At 66.7% G+C, this 14,946-nt stretch carries 13 protein-coding genes and 1 tRNA gene; all 14 read left to right on the plus strand.

The annotated features are described in order from the left end of the window. The first annotated feature begins 32 nt into the window (after nucleotides 1-32). The 14 genes from rplU to leuS all read left to right on the plus strand — a co-directional run bounded on the left by rplU (nucleotide 33) and on the right by leuS (nucleotide 14,924). Nucleotides 33-596, plus strand: coding sequence for a 50S ribosomal protein L21 (rplU, locus tag MSB02_RS00685; RefSeq protein WP_267193296.1), 564 nt, complete (start codon nucleotides 33-35; stop codon nucleotides 594-596). A gap of 44 nt (nucleotides 597-640) precedes the next feature. Continuing rightward, entirely contained in the window at nucleotides 641-895 is a 255-nt protein-coding gene (rpmA, locus tag MSB02_RS00690; protein WP_267193297.1) for a 50S ribosomal protein L27, read from the plus strand. Between the two features lie 112 nt (nucleotides 896-1,007). Next, nucleotides 1,008-2,324, plus strand: coding sequence for a GTPase ObgE (obgE, locus tag MSB02_RS00695; RefSeq protein WP_267193298.1), 1,317 nt, complete (start codon nucleotides 1,008-1,010; stop codon nucleotides 2,322-2,324). Beyond that, nucleotides 2,317-3,420, plus strand: coding sequence for a glutamate 5-kinase (gene proB / locus MSB02_RS00700; protein ID WP_267193299.1), 1,104 nt, complete (start codon nucleotides 2,317-2,319; stop codon nucleotides 3,418-3,420). Before obgE ends, proB begins: the two co-directional genes overlap by 8 nt. A 29-nt stretch (nucleotides 3,421-3,449) precedes the next feature. After that, on the plus strand, nucleotides 3,450-4,703 hold the full coding sequence (locus tag MSB02_RS00705) for a glutamate-5-semialdehyde dehydrogenase (RefSeq protein WP_267193300.1): 1,254 nt from the start codon (nucleotides 3,450-3,452) through the stop codon (nucleotides 4,701-4,703). Continuing rightward, nucleotides 4,667-5,311: a nicotinate-nucleotide adenylyltransferase gene (gene nadD, locus MSB02_RS00710; protein ID WP_407653143.1), complete on the plus strand. Its 645-nt coding sequence runs from the start codon at nucleotides 4,667-4,669 to the stop codon at nucleotides 5,309-5,311. The genes MSB02_RS00705 and nadD overlap by 37 nt, the downstream gene beginning before the upstream one ends. A 1-nt stretch (nucleotide 5,312) precedes the next feature. Next, nucleotides 5,313-5,891, plus strand: coding sequence for a bis(5'-nucleosyl)-tetraphosphatase (symmetrical) YqeK (gene yqeK, locus MSB02_RS00715; protein ID WP_267193302.1), 579 nt, complete (start codon nucleotides 5,313-5,315; stop codon nucleotides 5,889-5,891). Continuing rightward, nucleotides 5,888-7,063, plus strand: a complete 1,176-nt coding sequence (locus tag MSB02_RS00720; RefSeq protein WP_267193303.1) for an LCP family protein — start codon at nucleotides 5,888-5,890, stop codon at nucleotides 7,061-7,063. Before yqeK ends, MSB02_RS00720 begins: the two co-directional genes overlap by 4 nt. A 20-nt stretch (nucleotides 7,064-7,083) precedes the next feature. After that, on the plus strand, nucleotides 7,084-7,464 hold the full coding sequence (gene rsfS, locus MSB02_RS00725; protein WP_267194093.1) for a ribosome silencing factor: 381 nt from the start codon (nucleotides 7,084-7,086) through the stop codon (nucleotides 7,462-7,464). After that, complete coding sequence (locus MSB02_RS00730) at nucleotides 7,461-8,396, plus strand: DMT family transporter (RefSeq protein ID WP_267193304.1); 936 nt, start codon at nucleotides 7,461-7,463, stop codon at nucleotides 8,394-8,396. Before rsfS ends, MSB02_RS00730 begins: the two co-directional genes overlap by 4 nt. A gap of 140 nt (nucleotides 8,397-8,536) precedes the next feature. Continuing rightward, nucleotides 8,537-11,668, plus strand: coding sequence for an FAD-binding and (Fe-S)-binding domain-containing protein (locus MSB02_RS00735; protein ID WP_267193305.1), 3,132 nt, complete (start codon nucleotides 8,537-8,539; stop codon nucleotides 11,666-11,668). A 77-nt stretch (nucleotides 11,669-11,745) separates the two neighbouring features. Next, nucleotides 11,746-11,821: transfer RNA gene (locus tag MSB02_RS00740), tRNA-Ala, on the plus strand. Between the two features lie 81 nt (nucleotides 11,822-11,902). Then, nucleotides 11,903-12,298, plus strand: coding sequence for a protease inhibitor I42 family protein (locus tag MSB02_RS00745; RefSeq protein ID WP_267193306.1), 396 nt, complete (start codon nucleotides 11,903-11,905; stop codon nucleotides 12,296-12,298). A gap of 94 nt (nucleotides 12,299-12,392) precedes the next feature. Next, on the plus strand, nucleotides 12,393-14,924 hold the full coding sequence (gene leuS, locus MSB02_RS00750; RefSeq protein WP_267193307.1) for a leucine--tRNA ligase: 2,532 nt from the start codon (nucleotides 12,393-12,395) through the stop codon (nucleotides 14,922-14,924). The last annotated feature ends 22 nt before the right edge of the window (nucleotides 14,925-14,946 follow it).

Here is a 14,946-nt window from a genome sequence, read left to right on the forward strand (position 1 = left end):
GCGTGTATCCCCTTTCGACTGGAGCGACATCCATGTATGCAGTGGTGAATACCGGCGGTAAGCAGGCCAAGGTCGAGGTCGGCACCATCGTCGCCGTAGAGAAGCTCAACGACGAGGTCGGCGCTACGGTGTCGCTCCCGGTCATGTTCATCGCCGATGGCGATCGGGTGCTGGCCACGCCGGCGGAGATCGCCGGCGCGACGGTGACCGCGGAGGTCCTCGAGCATTTCAAAGGCGAGAAGCAGATCGTCTTCAAGTTCAAGAAGCGCAAGGGCTACAAGCGCAAGACCGGCCACCGTCAGAGCCTGACCGCGGTGCGGATCCTCGACATCACGGCAGGTGACGGTTCGAAGCCTGCGAAGAAGGTCGCGGAGAAGCCCGCCAAGGCGGAGGAGAAGCCGGCGAAGGCCGCGGACGAGAAGCCCGCGAAGAAGGCCGAGAAGGCCCCCGTGGCAGAACCGGCCGCCGCGGCGCCAGCCGCCGAAGAGACGCCTGAGACGTGCGCTGCCCTGAAGGCTGATGGCACCCGGTGCCAGAACAAGCCGAAGGAAGGCTCGAAGTACTGCGGTGTGCATGCGAAGAAGAACGAAGGCTGATAGACTATCCGGGCACTGCCCGACGGATGCGAGGGTGAACTGAGATGGCTCACAAGAAAGGTTTGGGCTCGACCAAGAACGGTCGTGACTCCCGGGCGCAGCGCCTTGGCGTGAAGCGCTTTGCCGGTCAGGTCGTGACCGCCGGGTCGATCCTGGTCCGCCAGCGCGGTACCCGGCTCAAGCCCGGCCAGAACGTCGGCCTCGGTCGCGACGATACGCTTTTCGCCAAGATCGACGGCGTGGTGGACTTCACGCACGGTAAGGACCGCAGGGTCCACGTGCATCCGCTGGAGTCGTAGGCGCCACATCACAGACGGAGTACCCGAAGGCCTCCCGCCTCATGCGGGGGGCTTTTCGCATGAGGCGAGCCGGGAGGCTAGAATACAAGGTCTACCGGGGGTTGGAGCCACCGTGTTCATAGACGAAGTGAAGATCCATGTGAAGGCCGGTGACGGTGGCGCGGGGTGCGCCTCGTTCCGGCGTGAGGCGCATGTGCCAAAGGGAGGTCCCGACGGCGGTGACGGCGGCCACGGCGGTAACGTGGTGCTGGAGGCCGATAACTCGCTCTCGACACTGATCGACTACCACTACAAGCGGCACTTCAAGGCGCAGCGGGGGACGCACGGAAAGGGTTCCCAGCGGGACGGGGCCAACGGCGACGAGCTGGTGTTGCCGGTGCCGCGGGGCACGATCGTGCGCGATGCCGAGACAGGCGAGGTGCTTGGCGACCTCACGCACGACGGACAGCGTCTGGTGGTCGTGCGCGGCGGCGGGGGAGGCCGGGGCAACCGGCATTTCACCACGTCGACCCGTCGTGCGCCGACATTCGCGGAGCTTGGCGAGCCGGGCGAGGAGCGGTGGATCGAGCTCGAGTTGAAGCTGCTGGCTGATGCGGCGCTCGTGGGACTCCCGAGCGTGGGAAAGTCGTCGCTGATAGCGCGGATGAGCGCCGCGCGCCCCAAGATCGCGGACTACCCCTTCACCACGCTCGTCCCCAACCTGGGCGTCGTCTCCAGTGGCGAGCAGTCGTTCGTTGTGGCGGACGTCCCGGGACTCATCGAAGGCGCCAGCGAAGGCGCCGGCCTCGGCCACGCGTTCTTGCGGCATATCGAGCGGACCGCGCTGATCATGCATGTAGTGGATCTCTCAGGAGGCTACGAGGGGCGGGATCCGCTGGAGGATCTTGCGATCATCGACGGTGAGCTTGCGGCGCACGCGGAGGACCTGTCCGGACGTCCGCAGGTGGTGGTGGGCAACAAGATGGATGCCGAGAGGGCCGCCGAGAACTCCGCGCGTGTCTCGGCATGGTGTGAAGAGGCCGGCCGGCCGTACTTCGCAGTCTCGGCGCTCACCGGCGAGGGTATCGGCCCGCTCATACGCGCGGTGGCCGCGATGGTGCACGAGTTGCGCCAGGAGATGCCGAGCGGGGAGCCTGCCTACGAGGCCGAGTACATCCACGTGCCGCGACGGGATCGCGAGATCACGGTGTCACGTGCGATCGACGGTGGATGGGATGTCACGGGCTCGGGTGTTGAGCGCGTCGTGATCATCACCGATATGCAGAACGAGGAAGCCGTTGCGCACCTGCAGCGGCGCCTGGCGAAGATGGGCGTGGAGCAGCGGCTCAGGGAGGCGGGCGCGCGCGATGGCGACACCGTGCACATAGGCCCGGTATCATTCGAGTTCGAGTCGTACGCTGATGACGGGGGCGAGGACGGGCGTGTCTAAGCACACGGTGGTGGTGAAGCTCGGCAGCTCCACGCTGACCGGCTCCGATGGGCGGTTGGATCGCGACTACCTGGGGCGGCTCGCCGCTCAGGTGCGGCGACTGCGCGACAACGGATACCGGGTAGTGGTCGTCACGAGCGGGGCGATCGCCGCCGGGTTCGAGTCGCTGCGGTTCGATGAGCGGCCCACCGACGTGCCCACGCTTCAGGCCACCGCCGCCGTAGGACAGGTTCTCTTGCTCGACGCGTACCGGGAGATCTTCGCCACGCAGGCGCTTACGATCGGCCAGGTGCTGGTGACCCGGCACGATGTGGGACACCGTCAGCAGTACGTGCACGCATGCCAGACGCTGGAGCGCTTGCTCGATCTCGGGGTCGTGCCGGTGGTGAACGAGAACGACACCACAGCGGTGGAGGAGATCCGCTTCGGGGACAACGATTACCTGGCCGCCCTGGTGGGGATGATGGTGCACGCCGACCTGGTGGTGCTGCTCACCGACATCGAGGGTCTGTATTCGGCCGATCCGCGCGTGGACGTCGCGGCGCGACTCGTGGAACGCGTGGAAGAGGTCACCGATGAACACCTCGCGCGTGCCGGCGGTCCCGGCAGCGGCGTTGGGAGCGGCGGCATGGTGACCAAGCTCGAGGCCGCCCGAGCGCTCATGAAGGCGGGGATCCCGATGGTGATCTGCGACGGGCGCCGGGAGGATGTTGTGGCCGATGCGGTCGCCGGCAAGCCGGTGGGGACCCTGTTCGCAGGCGAGAAGGCGGCCGTGAAAGGACGCAAGCTCTGGCTTGCCTATGCGGGGCACCCGCGAGGTTCCGTCACGATTGACGATGGAGCGAAGCGCGCCCTATGCTTGCGGGGTGGAAGCCTGCTCCCGGCCGGTGTCGTCGACGTGACCGGGAGCTTCGTCGTCGGTGATGCCATCTCTGTCACGGATCCGGACGGCCATGACATCGCGCGCGGACTGGCGGGGATGTCCTCAGCGGACCTCAAGCGCGTGCGGGGGCTCAAGACCGCCGAGATCTCGCGCATCCTTCCCAACTGGGACGGTGCGGAGGTCGTCCATCGCGATCACCTGGTGATACTGTAGGCGCGACCGATGTGAAGGAGTCGATGGAGATGTCGGAGGTCCACGACCTGGCCGCACGGGCACGGCAGGCCGCTATCGCGCTGGCGAGCACGTCGACGGATCAGCGGAACCGCGCGCTGCTGGTGATGGCGCACGCGCTGGTGGCCAAGCAGGATGAGATCATCGCCGCCAACGAGGAAGACCTCGCGGCGGCCCGCGCCAAGGGCACCGCACCGGCGCTGCTCGACCGGCTCGAGCTCAACCCGATGCGCATCAAAGCGATCTCCGAGGCGCTGAAGAGCCTGTCGGTGCTTCCGGATCCCATCGGAGAGGTCGTGAGCGGCTCCAAGCTGTACAACGGCATCTCTCTCACGCAGGTGCGCGTGCCTCTCGGCGTAGTGGCGATCATCTACGAGGCCCGTCCCAACGTCACGGCGGATGCGGCCGGACTCTGTGTGAAGACGGGCAACGCGGTCATCCTTCGCGGAGGCAGTCTTGCGGTGAACTCGAATCTCGCGATCACCCGGGTGCTCTCCAACGCCGCGGTGGGCGCGGGGCTTCCCGAGGGCTGTATCCAGTCGGTCGCCTCCACCGATCGCGAGGTGGCCAACGAACTGATGGGTCTTCACGGGATGATCGACGTTCTTATCCCGCGCGGCGGGGCCGGGTTGATCAAGAGCGTGGTCGAGAACGCCAAGGTCCCGGTGATCGAGACCGGCGTGGGCAACTGCCACGTGTACATCCACGAGGCCGCCGACCCGCACATGGCGCAGCGCATCGTCGTCAACGCCAAGTGCCAGCGTCCGGGGGTATGCAATGCGGCCGAGAGCCTGCTCGTGGATGAGGCGGTCTACGAGCGTGTGCTCCCGCCGATCCTGCGTGCGCTTGAAGACGCCGGCGTGACCGTGCATGGTGACGAGAAGACGCGTGCGCTCGGCTCGATCATGCGTATCCAGGCCGCCACGGAGGACGACTGGGCCACCGAGTACCTTGACCTGCGCATCGCGTGCAAGGTGGTGACGGGCCTGAACGAGGCGATCGCCCACATCAACCGGTATGGCACCAAGCACAGCGAGGCGATCGTGACCGAGGACTACACTGCGGCGACGCGGTTCTTGAACGAGGTGGATGCCGCGGCGGTGTACGTGAACGCGTCGACGCGGTTCACCGACGGCGGCGAGTTCGGGCTTGGCGCCGAGATCGGCATCTCGACACAGAAGCTCCACGCGCGCGGCCCGATGGGGCTGGCGGCGCTCACCACCACGAAATACCTGGCGATGGGAAGTGGACAGATACGCGAGTGAGGAAGCGACTCCGCCTTGGCATCATGGGCGGCACGTTCGACCCGATCCACTACGGTCACCTCGTTGCCGCTGAAGAGGCCCTTGTCCAGTTCAATCTGGACAAGGTGCTTTTCATGCCCACGGGTACCCCTGCGCGCAAGACGGACCAGCGCGTGACCCCGGCCGAGCACCGCTACCTGATGACCGTCATCGCCACTGCGAGCAACCCCGACTTCGAAGTGAGCAGGCTGGAGATCGACCGCCCCGGAGTGACGTACACGGTCGACACGATGACCGAGTTGCGTACCCGGTACGGGGACAGCGCCGACCTCTTCTTCATCACCGGTGCGGACGCCGTGCTGGAGATCCTCACCTGGAAGGACTCGGCGCGTCTGGCGGACCTGTGTACGCTCATCGCGGCTACACGTCCCGGCTACGACCTGTCGCCGTTCATGGAGCGGCCGGTGCCGTCGGGTCTGCGGGTTGAGACGATGGAGGTGCCGGCGCTGGCCATATCGTCCACGGACATCCGTGCGAGGATGGCGTCGCGCAGGCCTGTCCGCTATCTCCTCCCGGAGGCTGTGGCGGCGTACGTGAGCAAGAACCGTCTCTACCGGGGGGACGGCTGAGGTGGCGACGTCGTACGAGGCCGCACAGGCCGCCATCATCGAGCGCCTGTCCCCTGAAGCGGCGCGGCACTGCGAGCGTGTGGCGTCGGTCGCCGCCCGCCTGGCGCAGCGCCACGGCCTCGACGCCGAGGAGGCGCGGGTGGCCGGACTCCTGCACGACTGGGACCGGGAGACCCCGGGAGCGGAACTGCTCCGGCGGGCGGAGCGGCTCGGGCTGCCCGTGACGGATACGGACCGCGCGGTCCCGTATCTGTTGCACGGCCCTGTGGCCGCGGCCGAGATCCGCGAGGTGTTCCCGGAGTTGAGCGACACGGCGGTGGAGGCGATCGGAGCGCACACGTTCGGGGCTCCGCACATGGGGGCGCTTGCGATGGTCGTCTACATTGCCGACGTGATCGAACCCGGCCGCACCCATGACGGCGTTGGGCTGCTGCGCGAGCGCGCGGAGAGCGCGGGGCTGGCGGAGGCGTTCGCCGATGCGTATGCGGCCTCGGTCAGGCACATCGTGAAGCGTCGCAAGCCCATCCATCCCACCACGGTGGACGTATGGAACACCTATGTGGCCGGTGACGGCCGATGAGCAGGCGGTCGCGCACCAACAGCGACGCCGTCACGCAACGACCGGCCAACGGGTCGGACTACCCGCGACGCCGCAGCCAGAGCGCGGCGGAGCCGCAACCCCAGGGATGGCGCGCTACCAAGCGGTCGTCGAAGCTCGGACACAAGGTCCGTCGTCAGCAGAAGGCCGAGCGGCTGAAGTCGAGCGTCCGTGACGGCGCACGCGCCACGCGGAACACGGTGATCGCGACCCTGCAGGTGATCGGCATGGCTGTCGGCGGGGTGCTGGCCGTGCTGGTGGTGCTCTTCGTCCTTGCCCTTGGCGTCAACGCCGGTGCGCGCTGGCTCGCCGAGCGCGAGGCCCGTGAGGAGGCCTCGCCCGAGGCGCAGGCAGAGAAGGCCGAGGAGAACCTCGTCGTCATCGGCAAGAACGGTGACGGGAGCGCGGAGTTCCTCGCGGTCCGGCTCGATGAGGAAGGCGAGCAGATCCTCGGCATCGGCATCCCGAGCGGCGCGTTCATGGAGGTGCCCGGTCAGGGTTTCGAGCGGGTCGGCGACAGCCTGTCCGGAGGGCCGGGCGTCTCGCTGGCCGCGATATCCAACTACCTGAGCATCCCGTTCGAGCATTACGTGGTCGTGGATGTTGCGATCTACCAGGACGCGATGACGAACCAGAGCCTTCGCACGGTGATGGAGAACCTCCAGGAGACAGACCTCTCGGAGGAGGATCGGGCGCGGATCGCCGGGTTCATCGAGGGCGTGAAGGGTGAGCGCACGGCTTTGGTGCCCCTGCCGGTGCGGCCGATCGACCTGGGCGGGGAGACGTTCTTCGAGCCACAGCGCGATCAGATCTCGGACCTGCTGCTGCAGTGGTGGGGTGTCCGCCTGGGCGCCGAGGACACCAGCGTACGGGTGATCCTCTATAACGGCTCCGGTACGCCGGGTATCGCGGGCGAGGCCGCTCAGCAGGTGATCGCCGCGGGTCTGCGCGTGGTGGACACCAAGAATGCCGACCGCTTCGACTACGATACGACGCTGATAGTCGTGCAAAGCGGCGAGACCGCGCATGGAGAGCTGGTGCAGGTCGCGCTCGGCGTGGGCGAGATCGTCGAGAAGCGGTCGGAGCAAGAGGTGGCCGACGTGATCGTGATAATCGGCAGGGACTATCAGCCCGCTGCCGCGTCCGAACAGTGAGCCCGGGAAGGAGCGAACCACTGGAACCCCGTGAGATAGCGTTGCTGGCGGCCTCGGCGGCCATGTCCAAGAAGGCGATCGACCCGGTCGTGCTCGACGTGGCCGAGACGCTCGTCATCACGTCGTACTTCGTGATCGCGAGCGGCGGCAGCGACCGACAGGTGGCGGCGATCGCCGACGAGGTGGAGAAGGTCCTGCGAGAGCAGGCCGGCGTGAAGCCGATCGGACGCGAGGGGGAGCGGGAACGGGAATGGGTCCTGCTCGACTTCGCCGACGTGGTCGTACATGTGTTCCAGCCGGAGGAGCGTGAGTTCTACCGGCTCGAGAAGTTGTGGTCCGACGCGCCGCGGCTGGAGCTGCCCGCCGAGGAGGGCCCGCTGGACCCGGTGGACGACAGGTGAGACCCGCGTTCAGGGTGTACGGCATCCAGCTCGCCCTCGTAGGGGTGGCGGCGATCTGGGGCGGCACGTTCGTCATGGTCAAGGACGCCGTGGAACGCTACCCCATGTACGCGTTCCTGGCGCTGCGGTTCGCGATCGCTGTCGTGGCCTTCGCGGTGGTGTTTCCCGCTTCGGTGCGCAGGCTCCGTGCCGGTACGATCGGCGTCGGTCTTCTGGCGGGGCTCCTGCTGACGGCCGGCTACGTCTTCCAGACCTGGGGCCTTCAGGACACCTCGGCGTCGAAAGCGGCGTTCATCACGGGCATGTTCGTGGTGATCACGCCCGCGCTCCAGGCGCTCGTGCTCAGACGGATGCCGCGCACCACCACGATCGTCGGCGTGGCGCTTGCCGTTGGCGGGCTGTGGCTGCTTTCAGGCGGCGGGGGCGGGGAGTGGAACATCGGCGACACACGGGTGCTGTTGTGCGCCTTCGCTTATGCGGCGCACATGATCGTGCTCGGCGGCGTGGGCAGGAAGCACGAGGTGCAGCCGCTCACGCTTGTGCAGCTTGCCACCGTAGGCATCGTGACCGGTGCGATCTCGCTGCTCACCGAGCCGCGTGGCATGCCGGGAGACGGTGGCGTCTGGGCCGCGCTCGTGCTCACCGGTGTGTTCGCCTCGGCGGTGGCCTACGCGATCCAGACGTACGCTCAGCGGTTCTTGTCCCCCGCCAAGACCGCGCTCATCCTCATCATGGAGCCCGCGTTCGGCGGGGTCTTCGGGTGGCTCGCGGGCGAGCGGCTCGGAATAGGCGGCCTGGCCGGCAGCGCGCTCATCCTGGCAGGGATGGTCGTGGCCGAGGTAGTGGGCGCCCGGACCGCCGGTGACGCCGAGGTGGCGCTGGAACCGTCGATCGAGGGTCCGCCGCTGATCGTGGAGGACGACGGCCCCTGAGAATGGGCGGGGGAGCAACGTGCGCGTACCCGTTGACGCGTGATACCAGGGGGGGTATCGTTGGGATACCCCATGAGGTATCGGCACGCGTGGTACCCGTGGGCTGAGAACCACTGATGCCGGCACGGGAAGGACCACGTATGGCTGCGGTAAGCGAACGGGTCGAGAGACAACTCGGGGAGATCTTCGGTGATCGGATGCGTACCGATCGCGTTGAGCGCAAGCTCTACTCCTCGGACATCGGGGCGATGCCCCGGCTGATCAAGCCGCTCGTACCCACCGGGATCGCTGGCGCGATCGTGCGCCCGGTGAGCGAGGACGAGGTCGTGGCGCTCATGCGGGTGGCGCGCGCCGAGCGCGTGCCGGTGGTGCCGCGCGGGATGTCGACATCCGGTTACGGTGGCGTGCTTCCGGTGGAAGGCGCGATCGTGGCGGATATGTCGGCCATGGGCGGTCTTATCTCGGTGGACGCGGAGCGGATGACCGTGCGCGTCTTCGGCGGGACGCTTTGGGAGCCGCTGCAGAAGCAGCTCAACCGCAAGGGGCTCGACCTGCTGCTGTACCCGTCGTCGTTGCCGTCCTCCACGGTGGCCGGCTGGTTCGCCCAGGGCGGCGCCGGATTCGGAAGCTACGAGCACGGCTTCTTCAAGGAGAGCGTTCACTCGGCGCGTGTCGTGCATCTCGACGGCGCCGTGAAGGAGTACACCGGCGAAGAGCTCGAGCAGATCGTCGCCGATGCCGAGGGCATCACCGGCATCATCACCGAGATGGAGATCGGCATCCGCGCCCTCGAGGACGAAGTGCACCGCGTCCTCGCGCTCCCCACGAACGAAGCGCTGCAGAAGGCGCTCTCCGCGATCTCGGCCGAGAAGCTGCCGATCTGGTCGCTCACGTTCCTCAATCCCGAGTCGATCAAGCTCAAGAAGACCCTCCCGCATCGCCATGGTCACCCGTACGAGATGGCGCACGAGCACTATGAGCCCGTGCTGCCCGAGGAGTTCCTCGTGGTGATCGCGTACCCGGCGTCGCGTCACGAGGCGATCGATGCGCCGCTGCGCGCGATCCTCGAGGCCGCAGGCGGTACCGAGCTCGACGCCGAGGCGGCCGAGCACGAATGGGAGCTCCGCTTCGCGCCGATGCGCCTCAAGCGCGTGGGACCGTCGATCGTGCCCACCGAGGTCGTCGTGCCGCTCGACCAGCTCGGCGAGGTGCTCGGCAAGATCGATTCACGCGTGAAGCAGCCGTTCGTGCTGGAGGGCATGCTCGGCAAGGGTGACAAGGTGGTCCTGCTCGGCTTCATCCCGCACGACGAGCGCTCGCTCGCGTTCAACATCGCATTCGCCCTGTCGCTCGTGGTGATCAAGATCGCCAACGAGCACCGCGGCGGCGCGTACTCCACGGGTCTGTACTTCCGGCAGGAGGGTAAGAAGGTCCTCGGCCAGGCCAAGATCGCGGCCCTGGAGGCGTTCAAGCGCGCCAAGGACCCGGGCGACCTGCTCAACCCGAAGAAGGTCCTCGGTACGAGCCTGCTCAACGGCTTCATGAAACTCGCGCTGGCCTTCGAGCCAGTCGTGCGCCCCATCGCCAATCTCGCCACTCCGCCCGACAAGGTCGAGTCGCTCGAGACCAAGAACGGCGTACCCGGCGACGTGGCCTTCTACAGCTACGCGTGCGCCCAGTGCGGCTACTGCGTGCCCACCTGCGAGGAGTACAGCGTGCGCGGCTGGATGAGCCACTCGCCGCGCGGGAAGTACGCATACCTCAAGGAGGTTATCGAGGGCCGGGAGAAGATCGACCAGAAGATGGTGGACACCTTCCTCGTGTGCACCACCTGCGAGGTCTGCAACACCCGCTGCCAGCTGCAGCTGCCGGTGGAGCACTCCTGGATGTCGATGCGCGGCCAGCTCATCCACGAGGAAGGTCGCATGACCTTCCCGCCGTTCGAGATGATGGGCGCGGCGCTGCAGGGGCAGCTCAACATCTGGGCGGGCAAGCGCGAGAAGCGTGCCGACTGGATGCCCGAGCACATCGCCGAGAAGATCGACCCCACATCGGATGTGCTGTACTTCGCGGGCTGCACCGCAAGCTACGTGAACACCGACGTGGCCAAGTCGTCGGTGGAGCTGCTCGACGCCGCGGGCGTGAAGTTCAACTACATGGGTACCGATGAGGCGTGCTGCGGCATCCCGATGAAGGTCTCCGGCAAGTGGGACGTCTTCGAGGAGATCTACGAGCACAACACCGCCGAGGCGCGGAAGCGCGGCGCCAAGACGATCGTGACGTCATGTCCCGCGTGCGGGCTCGTGTGGAAGGAGCTCTACGCCGACATCGCCGCCGAGCGCGGGGAGGCGTACGAGTTCGAGGTGAAGCACTACTCGGAGATGGTGGCCGACGCGATCGCTGAGGGAGCGCTGGAGTTCACGCACGAGGTGGACAAGAAGCTCACGTTCCACGACTCGTGCCACATGGGTCGTGCGCAGGGCAACTACGAGCCGCCGCGCGATATGCTCAAGGCGATCCCGGGCGTGGAGCTCGTCGAGATGGAGCACAACCGGGAAGAGGGTCTGTGCTGCGGCTCGGTGCTCACGCTCATCGGCGAGACGCCGGTGGCCCCCGAACTCGGCAAGATGCGTCTGGACGAGGCGGTCGACGTGCAAGCCGACGCGATGGTGGCGCTCTGCCCGTGCTGCCAGGTGCAGCTGCGCGACTCGGCCGACAAGCGCGACATCCCGATGGAGGTCATCGACCTCGCGCACGTGGCGATGGACGGCCTCGGCATCGCGCATGAGGATCCGAGCCCGTACGCCAAGGAGATGTGGGGCTACTTCGAGAAGTTCATCTGGCTCATGAAGCCCGAGTCGATCACGAGCATCATGGTCGCCATGCTGCCGGACATGATGAAGGCGATGCCGCCCGCGATGCTGCCGATGATGCGCGCGGCGCGTGCGGTGCCGGACGGCCTGGCGATGATGGGCAAGATGATGCCCGCCATGATGCCGAAGATGATGCCGTCGATGATGCCCAAGGTCATGCCGGCGATGCTTGAGGAAGTCTCGCGCCGCGTGGGGCCGCTGCCGGAGGACATGGAAGAGCTCATGCCCGACCTGCTGCCCAAGACGATGGATGCGCTGCTGCCCAACATGCTGCCGCTGATCATGGACGACTTCGTACCCAAGATGCTGTGCTACATCAAGCATGAGTGGGAGCGTGACGTGCCCGCAGGCGAGTCGCCGTGCGCACAGGCGTCACGCGCCACGGTGCAGGAGTCGTAGCGCACACGGCCTGCGAAGATTGACCGGTGCGGCGAGGATGATATACTGTCGCTCGCGCCGGAAGGCGACCCAGATGTGGGGCCATAGCTCAGCTGGGAGAGCGCATGGCTGGCAGCCATGAGGTCAGGGGTTCGATCCCCCTTGGCTCCACCAGATAACTGATACGAAGCCCGTCGGAACCCCGGCGGGCTTCGTTGCGTCATATGGGAATGAACGTCCAGGGAGGTGGTTCAGATGATGCGGTTCATGCGGATCCTGACCGCCGCAGCCGTTGCAGGTGCGCTGCTTTCAGCCGCGGGTTGTTCTGCCGCGGCGGATGTGACGGTCACCGGCGAAGACGACGGCGGAACCGTGACGGTGCGTGATGGTGGCACGTTGACGGTGGAGCTCGACAGCAACCCCACGACCGGCTACACATGGCTCGAGGCGTCGGTCCCGGGAGTGCTGGAGGCGCGAGGAGAGCCCGTGTTCGAGCCGGAGTCGGACGCGCTTGGCGCCCGCGGTGTGCAGACGCTCACCTACGATGTGGTCGGCACGGGTGAGGGTACGCTCGAGCTGGAGTATGCCCGGGCGTTCGAGAGCGTGCAGCCGGAGGACACGTTCTCAGTGACGGTCGTTGTGGAGGAGTGACAGCGCCCTCGGCATGCGCGGGCGGTGGCGTTTCGCTCGGCGGGCACACTCGGCTATCATGCGTGGGTACCCACGCATGGAGGCGAGGACGCTCGTGAGCAACAGACCGTACGATCCGCACGCGATCGAGGAGAAGTGGCAGGCCGCCTGGGATGCCGAGGGGCTCTACTCGGTCACCGAGGACCCGGACAAGCCGAAGAAGTACATCCTCGAGATGTTCCCGTACCCTTCGGGCGACATCCACATGGGGCATGTCCGCAACTACTCCATCGGCGACGTGGTGGCGCGGTACTGGACGATGCGCGGCAGGAACGTGCTGCACCCCATCGGGTGGGATGCGTTCGGCCTGCCGGCCGAGAACGCCGCGATCAAGAGCAGCACGCATCCGGCCGAGTGGACGTACGCCAACATCGACAAGCAGGCGGCGTCGTTCAAGCGGATGGGCTTCAGCTACGACTGGGACCGCACGGTGAAGTCGTGCGACGTGGACTACTACCGCTGGGGCCAGTGGATCTTCCTGAAGTTCTGGGAGCGCGGGCTCGTGGAGCGCAAGAAGTCTCCCGTGAACTGGTGTCCCTCATGCAAGACCGTGCTCGCCAACGAGCAGGTGATCGGCGACGGCGTGTGCTGGCGCTGCAAGAGCGTGGTCGAGAAGCGCGATCTCGAACAGTGGTACTTCAAGATCACCGATTACGCGCAGGAGCTTCTCGACGATCTGGATACGCTCACCGGCTGGCCCGAGCGCGTGAAGACGATGCAGGCCAACTGGATCGGCCGCTCCGAGGGCGCAGAGGTGGAGTTCGAGCTCTGTGACGCCTCTGGTGAGCCGAGTGGCGAGATGATCACCGTCTTCACCACGCGTCCGGACACGCTCTTCGGGTGCACGTTCTTCCTGCTTGCGCCCGAGCACCCGTTGGTAGGCGTGTTGACCGAGGGGACCGAGTACGTCGACGCGGTGCAGGAAGTCGTCCGGGCTACAGCCCGCGAGACGGCAGTGGAGCGCGCAAGCGGCGAGGCGGAGAAGGTCGGCGCGTTCACGGGACGCTACGTCATCAATCCCGTGAACGGCGAGAAGGTGCCCGTATGGGTGAGCAACTACGTGTTGATGGAGTATGGCACCGGCGCCGTGATGGCCGTGCCCTGCGGCGACGAGCGCGACTTCGAGTTCGCGCGAAAGTACGGCCTGCCGATCCCGCCTGTGGTGCTCGCGACCGATGATCCGCTGCTCGATGAGCTCGGCACGGTGGCAGACCGCGTGATGGACGACGTGCCGTGGGACGAAGCGTTCGCCGGGGACGGCGTGATGGTGCAGTCGGGCGCGTTCACCGGCATGGCCGGCGGCAAGGATTCCGAGGGCATGCGTGCCGTGACCGAGTGGCTCGCCTCGGAAGGTAGAGGCCGGTTCTCGGTGAACTTCCGTCTGCGTGACTGGCTCATCAGTCGACAGCGGTACTGGGGGAACCCCATCCCCGCGGTCCACTGCCCTGCGTGCGGTCTCGTGCCGGTGCCCGAGGACCAGTTGCCCGTGGTGCTGCCGATGGACGTGGACATCACCAAAGGCGAGACGCTGGCGGATCACCCCGAGTTCTACGAGACCACCTGTCCCGCGTGCGGTGGCGCCGCCAGGCGTGAGACCGACACGATGGACACGTTCACCTGCTCCAGCTGGTACTACTTCCGCTACAGTGACGCACGGAACGACGAGGCGCTGTTCAGCCGCGAGAACGCCGACTACTGGATGCCGGTGGATCAGTACATCGGCGGCATCGAACACGCGATCCTGCATCTGCTTTACTCGCGATTCTTCACCAAGGTCTTCGCCGACATGGGGCTCACCGCGGCGCGCGAGCCGTTCACCAACCTGCTCACGCAGGGCATGGTGAAGAAGGACGGCGAGACGATGAGCAAGTCCAAAGGCAACGTGGTGGCGCCCGAGGACATGATCGCCCGCTACGGCGCTGACGCGCTGCGCGCATTCATCCTGTTCATGGCGCCGCCCGACAAGGACCTCGACTGGAACCAGGACGGTCTCGAGGGCATGTACCGGTTCCTAAGCCGGCTCTGGCGGTACGTTGACGATGTCGCTGCCGGTGGCGGCAGTGCGGCGGATGCCGCCGATGACGCCGCCAAGGCGTTGCTGCGAGAGCGGCATCGCGTGGCCGGCAAGGTCACCGGTGACATCGAGCGGTTCGGCTTCAATACCGCGCTCTCGGCGATGATGGAGTTGCTGAACGCGGCGACCGACTATCACCGCACGGCGGCAGACGCGGCTCGCGATGCGGCGCTCGAGCGCGAGGTGGCCGAGGTGCTCACGTTGCTGATCGCCCCGTACGCGCCCCACATGGCCGAGGAACTGTGGCGTGAGGTGCTGGGTCACGCGGGCTCGGTGCACCGTGAGGCGTGGGTCACGTTCGACGAGGCGCTCGCTGCCGCCGACGAGGTGGAGATCGTCGTGCAGGTGAACGGCAAGGTGCGTGGCAAGGTCGTCGTGGCCGCGGACGCCGACGAGGCCACGGTGCGGGAGGCCGCTCTCAACGTTCCGCGGGTGGCCGAGCAGATCGAAGGCCTGACCGTGCGCAAGGTCGTGGTCGTTCCCGGCAAGCTCGTGAGCGTGGTCGCCGGTTAGATATGGTTGACCTGACGGTCAG

This window comes from Anaerosoma tenue (assembly GCF_023161965.1).
In the GTDB taxonomy this organism is placed as follows: Bacteria; Actinomycetota; Coriobacteriia; order Anaerosomatales; family Anaerosomataceae; genus Anaerosoma; species Anaerosoma tenue.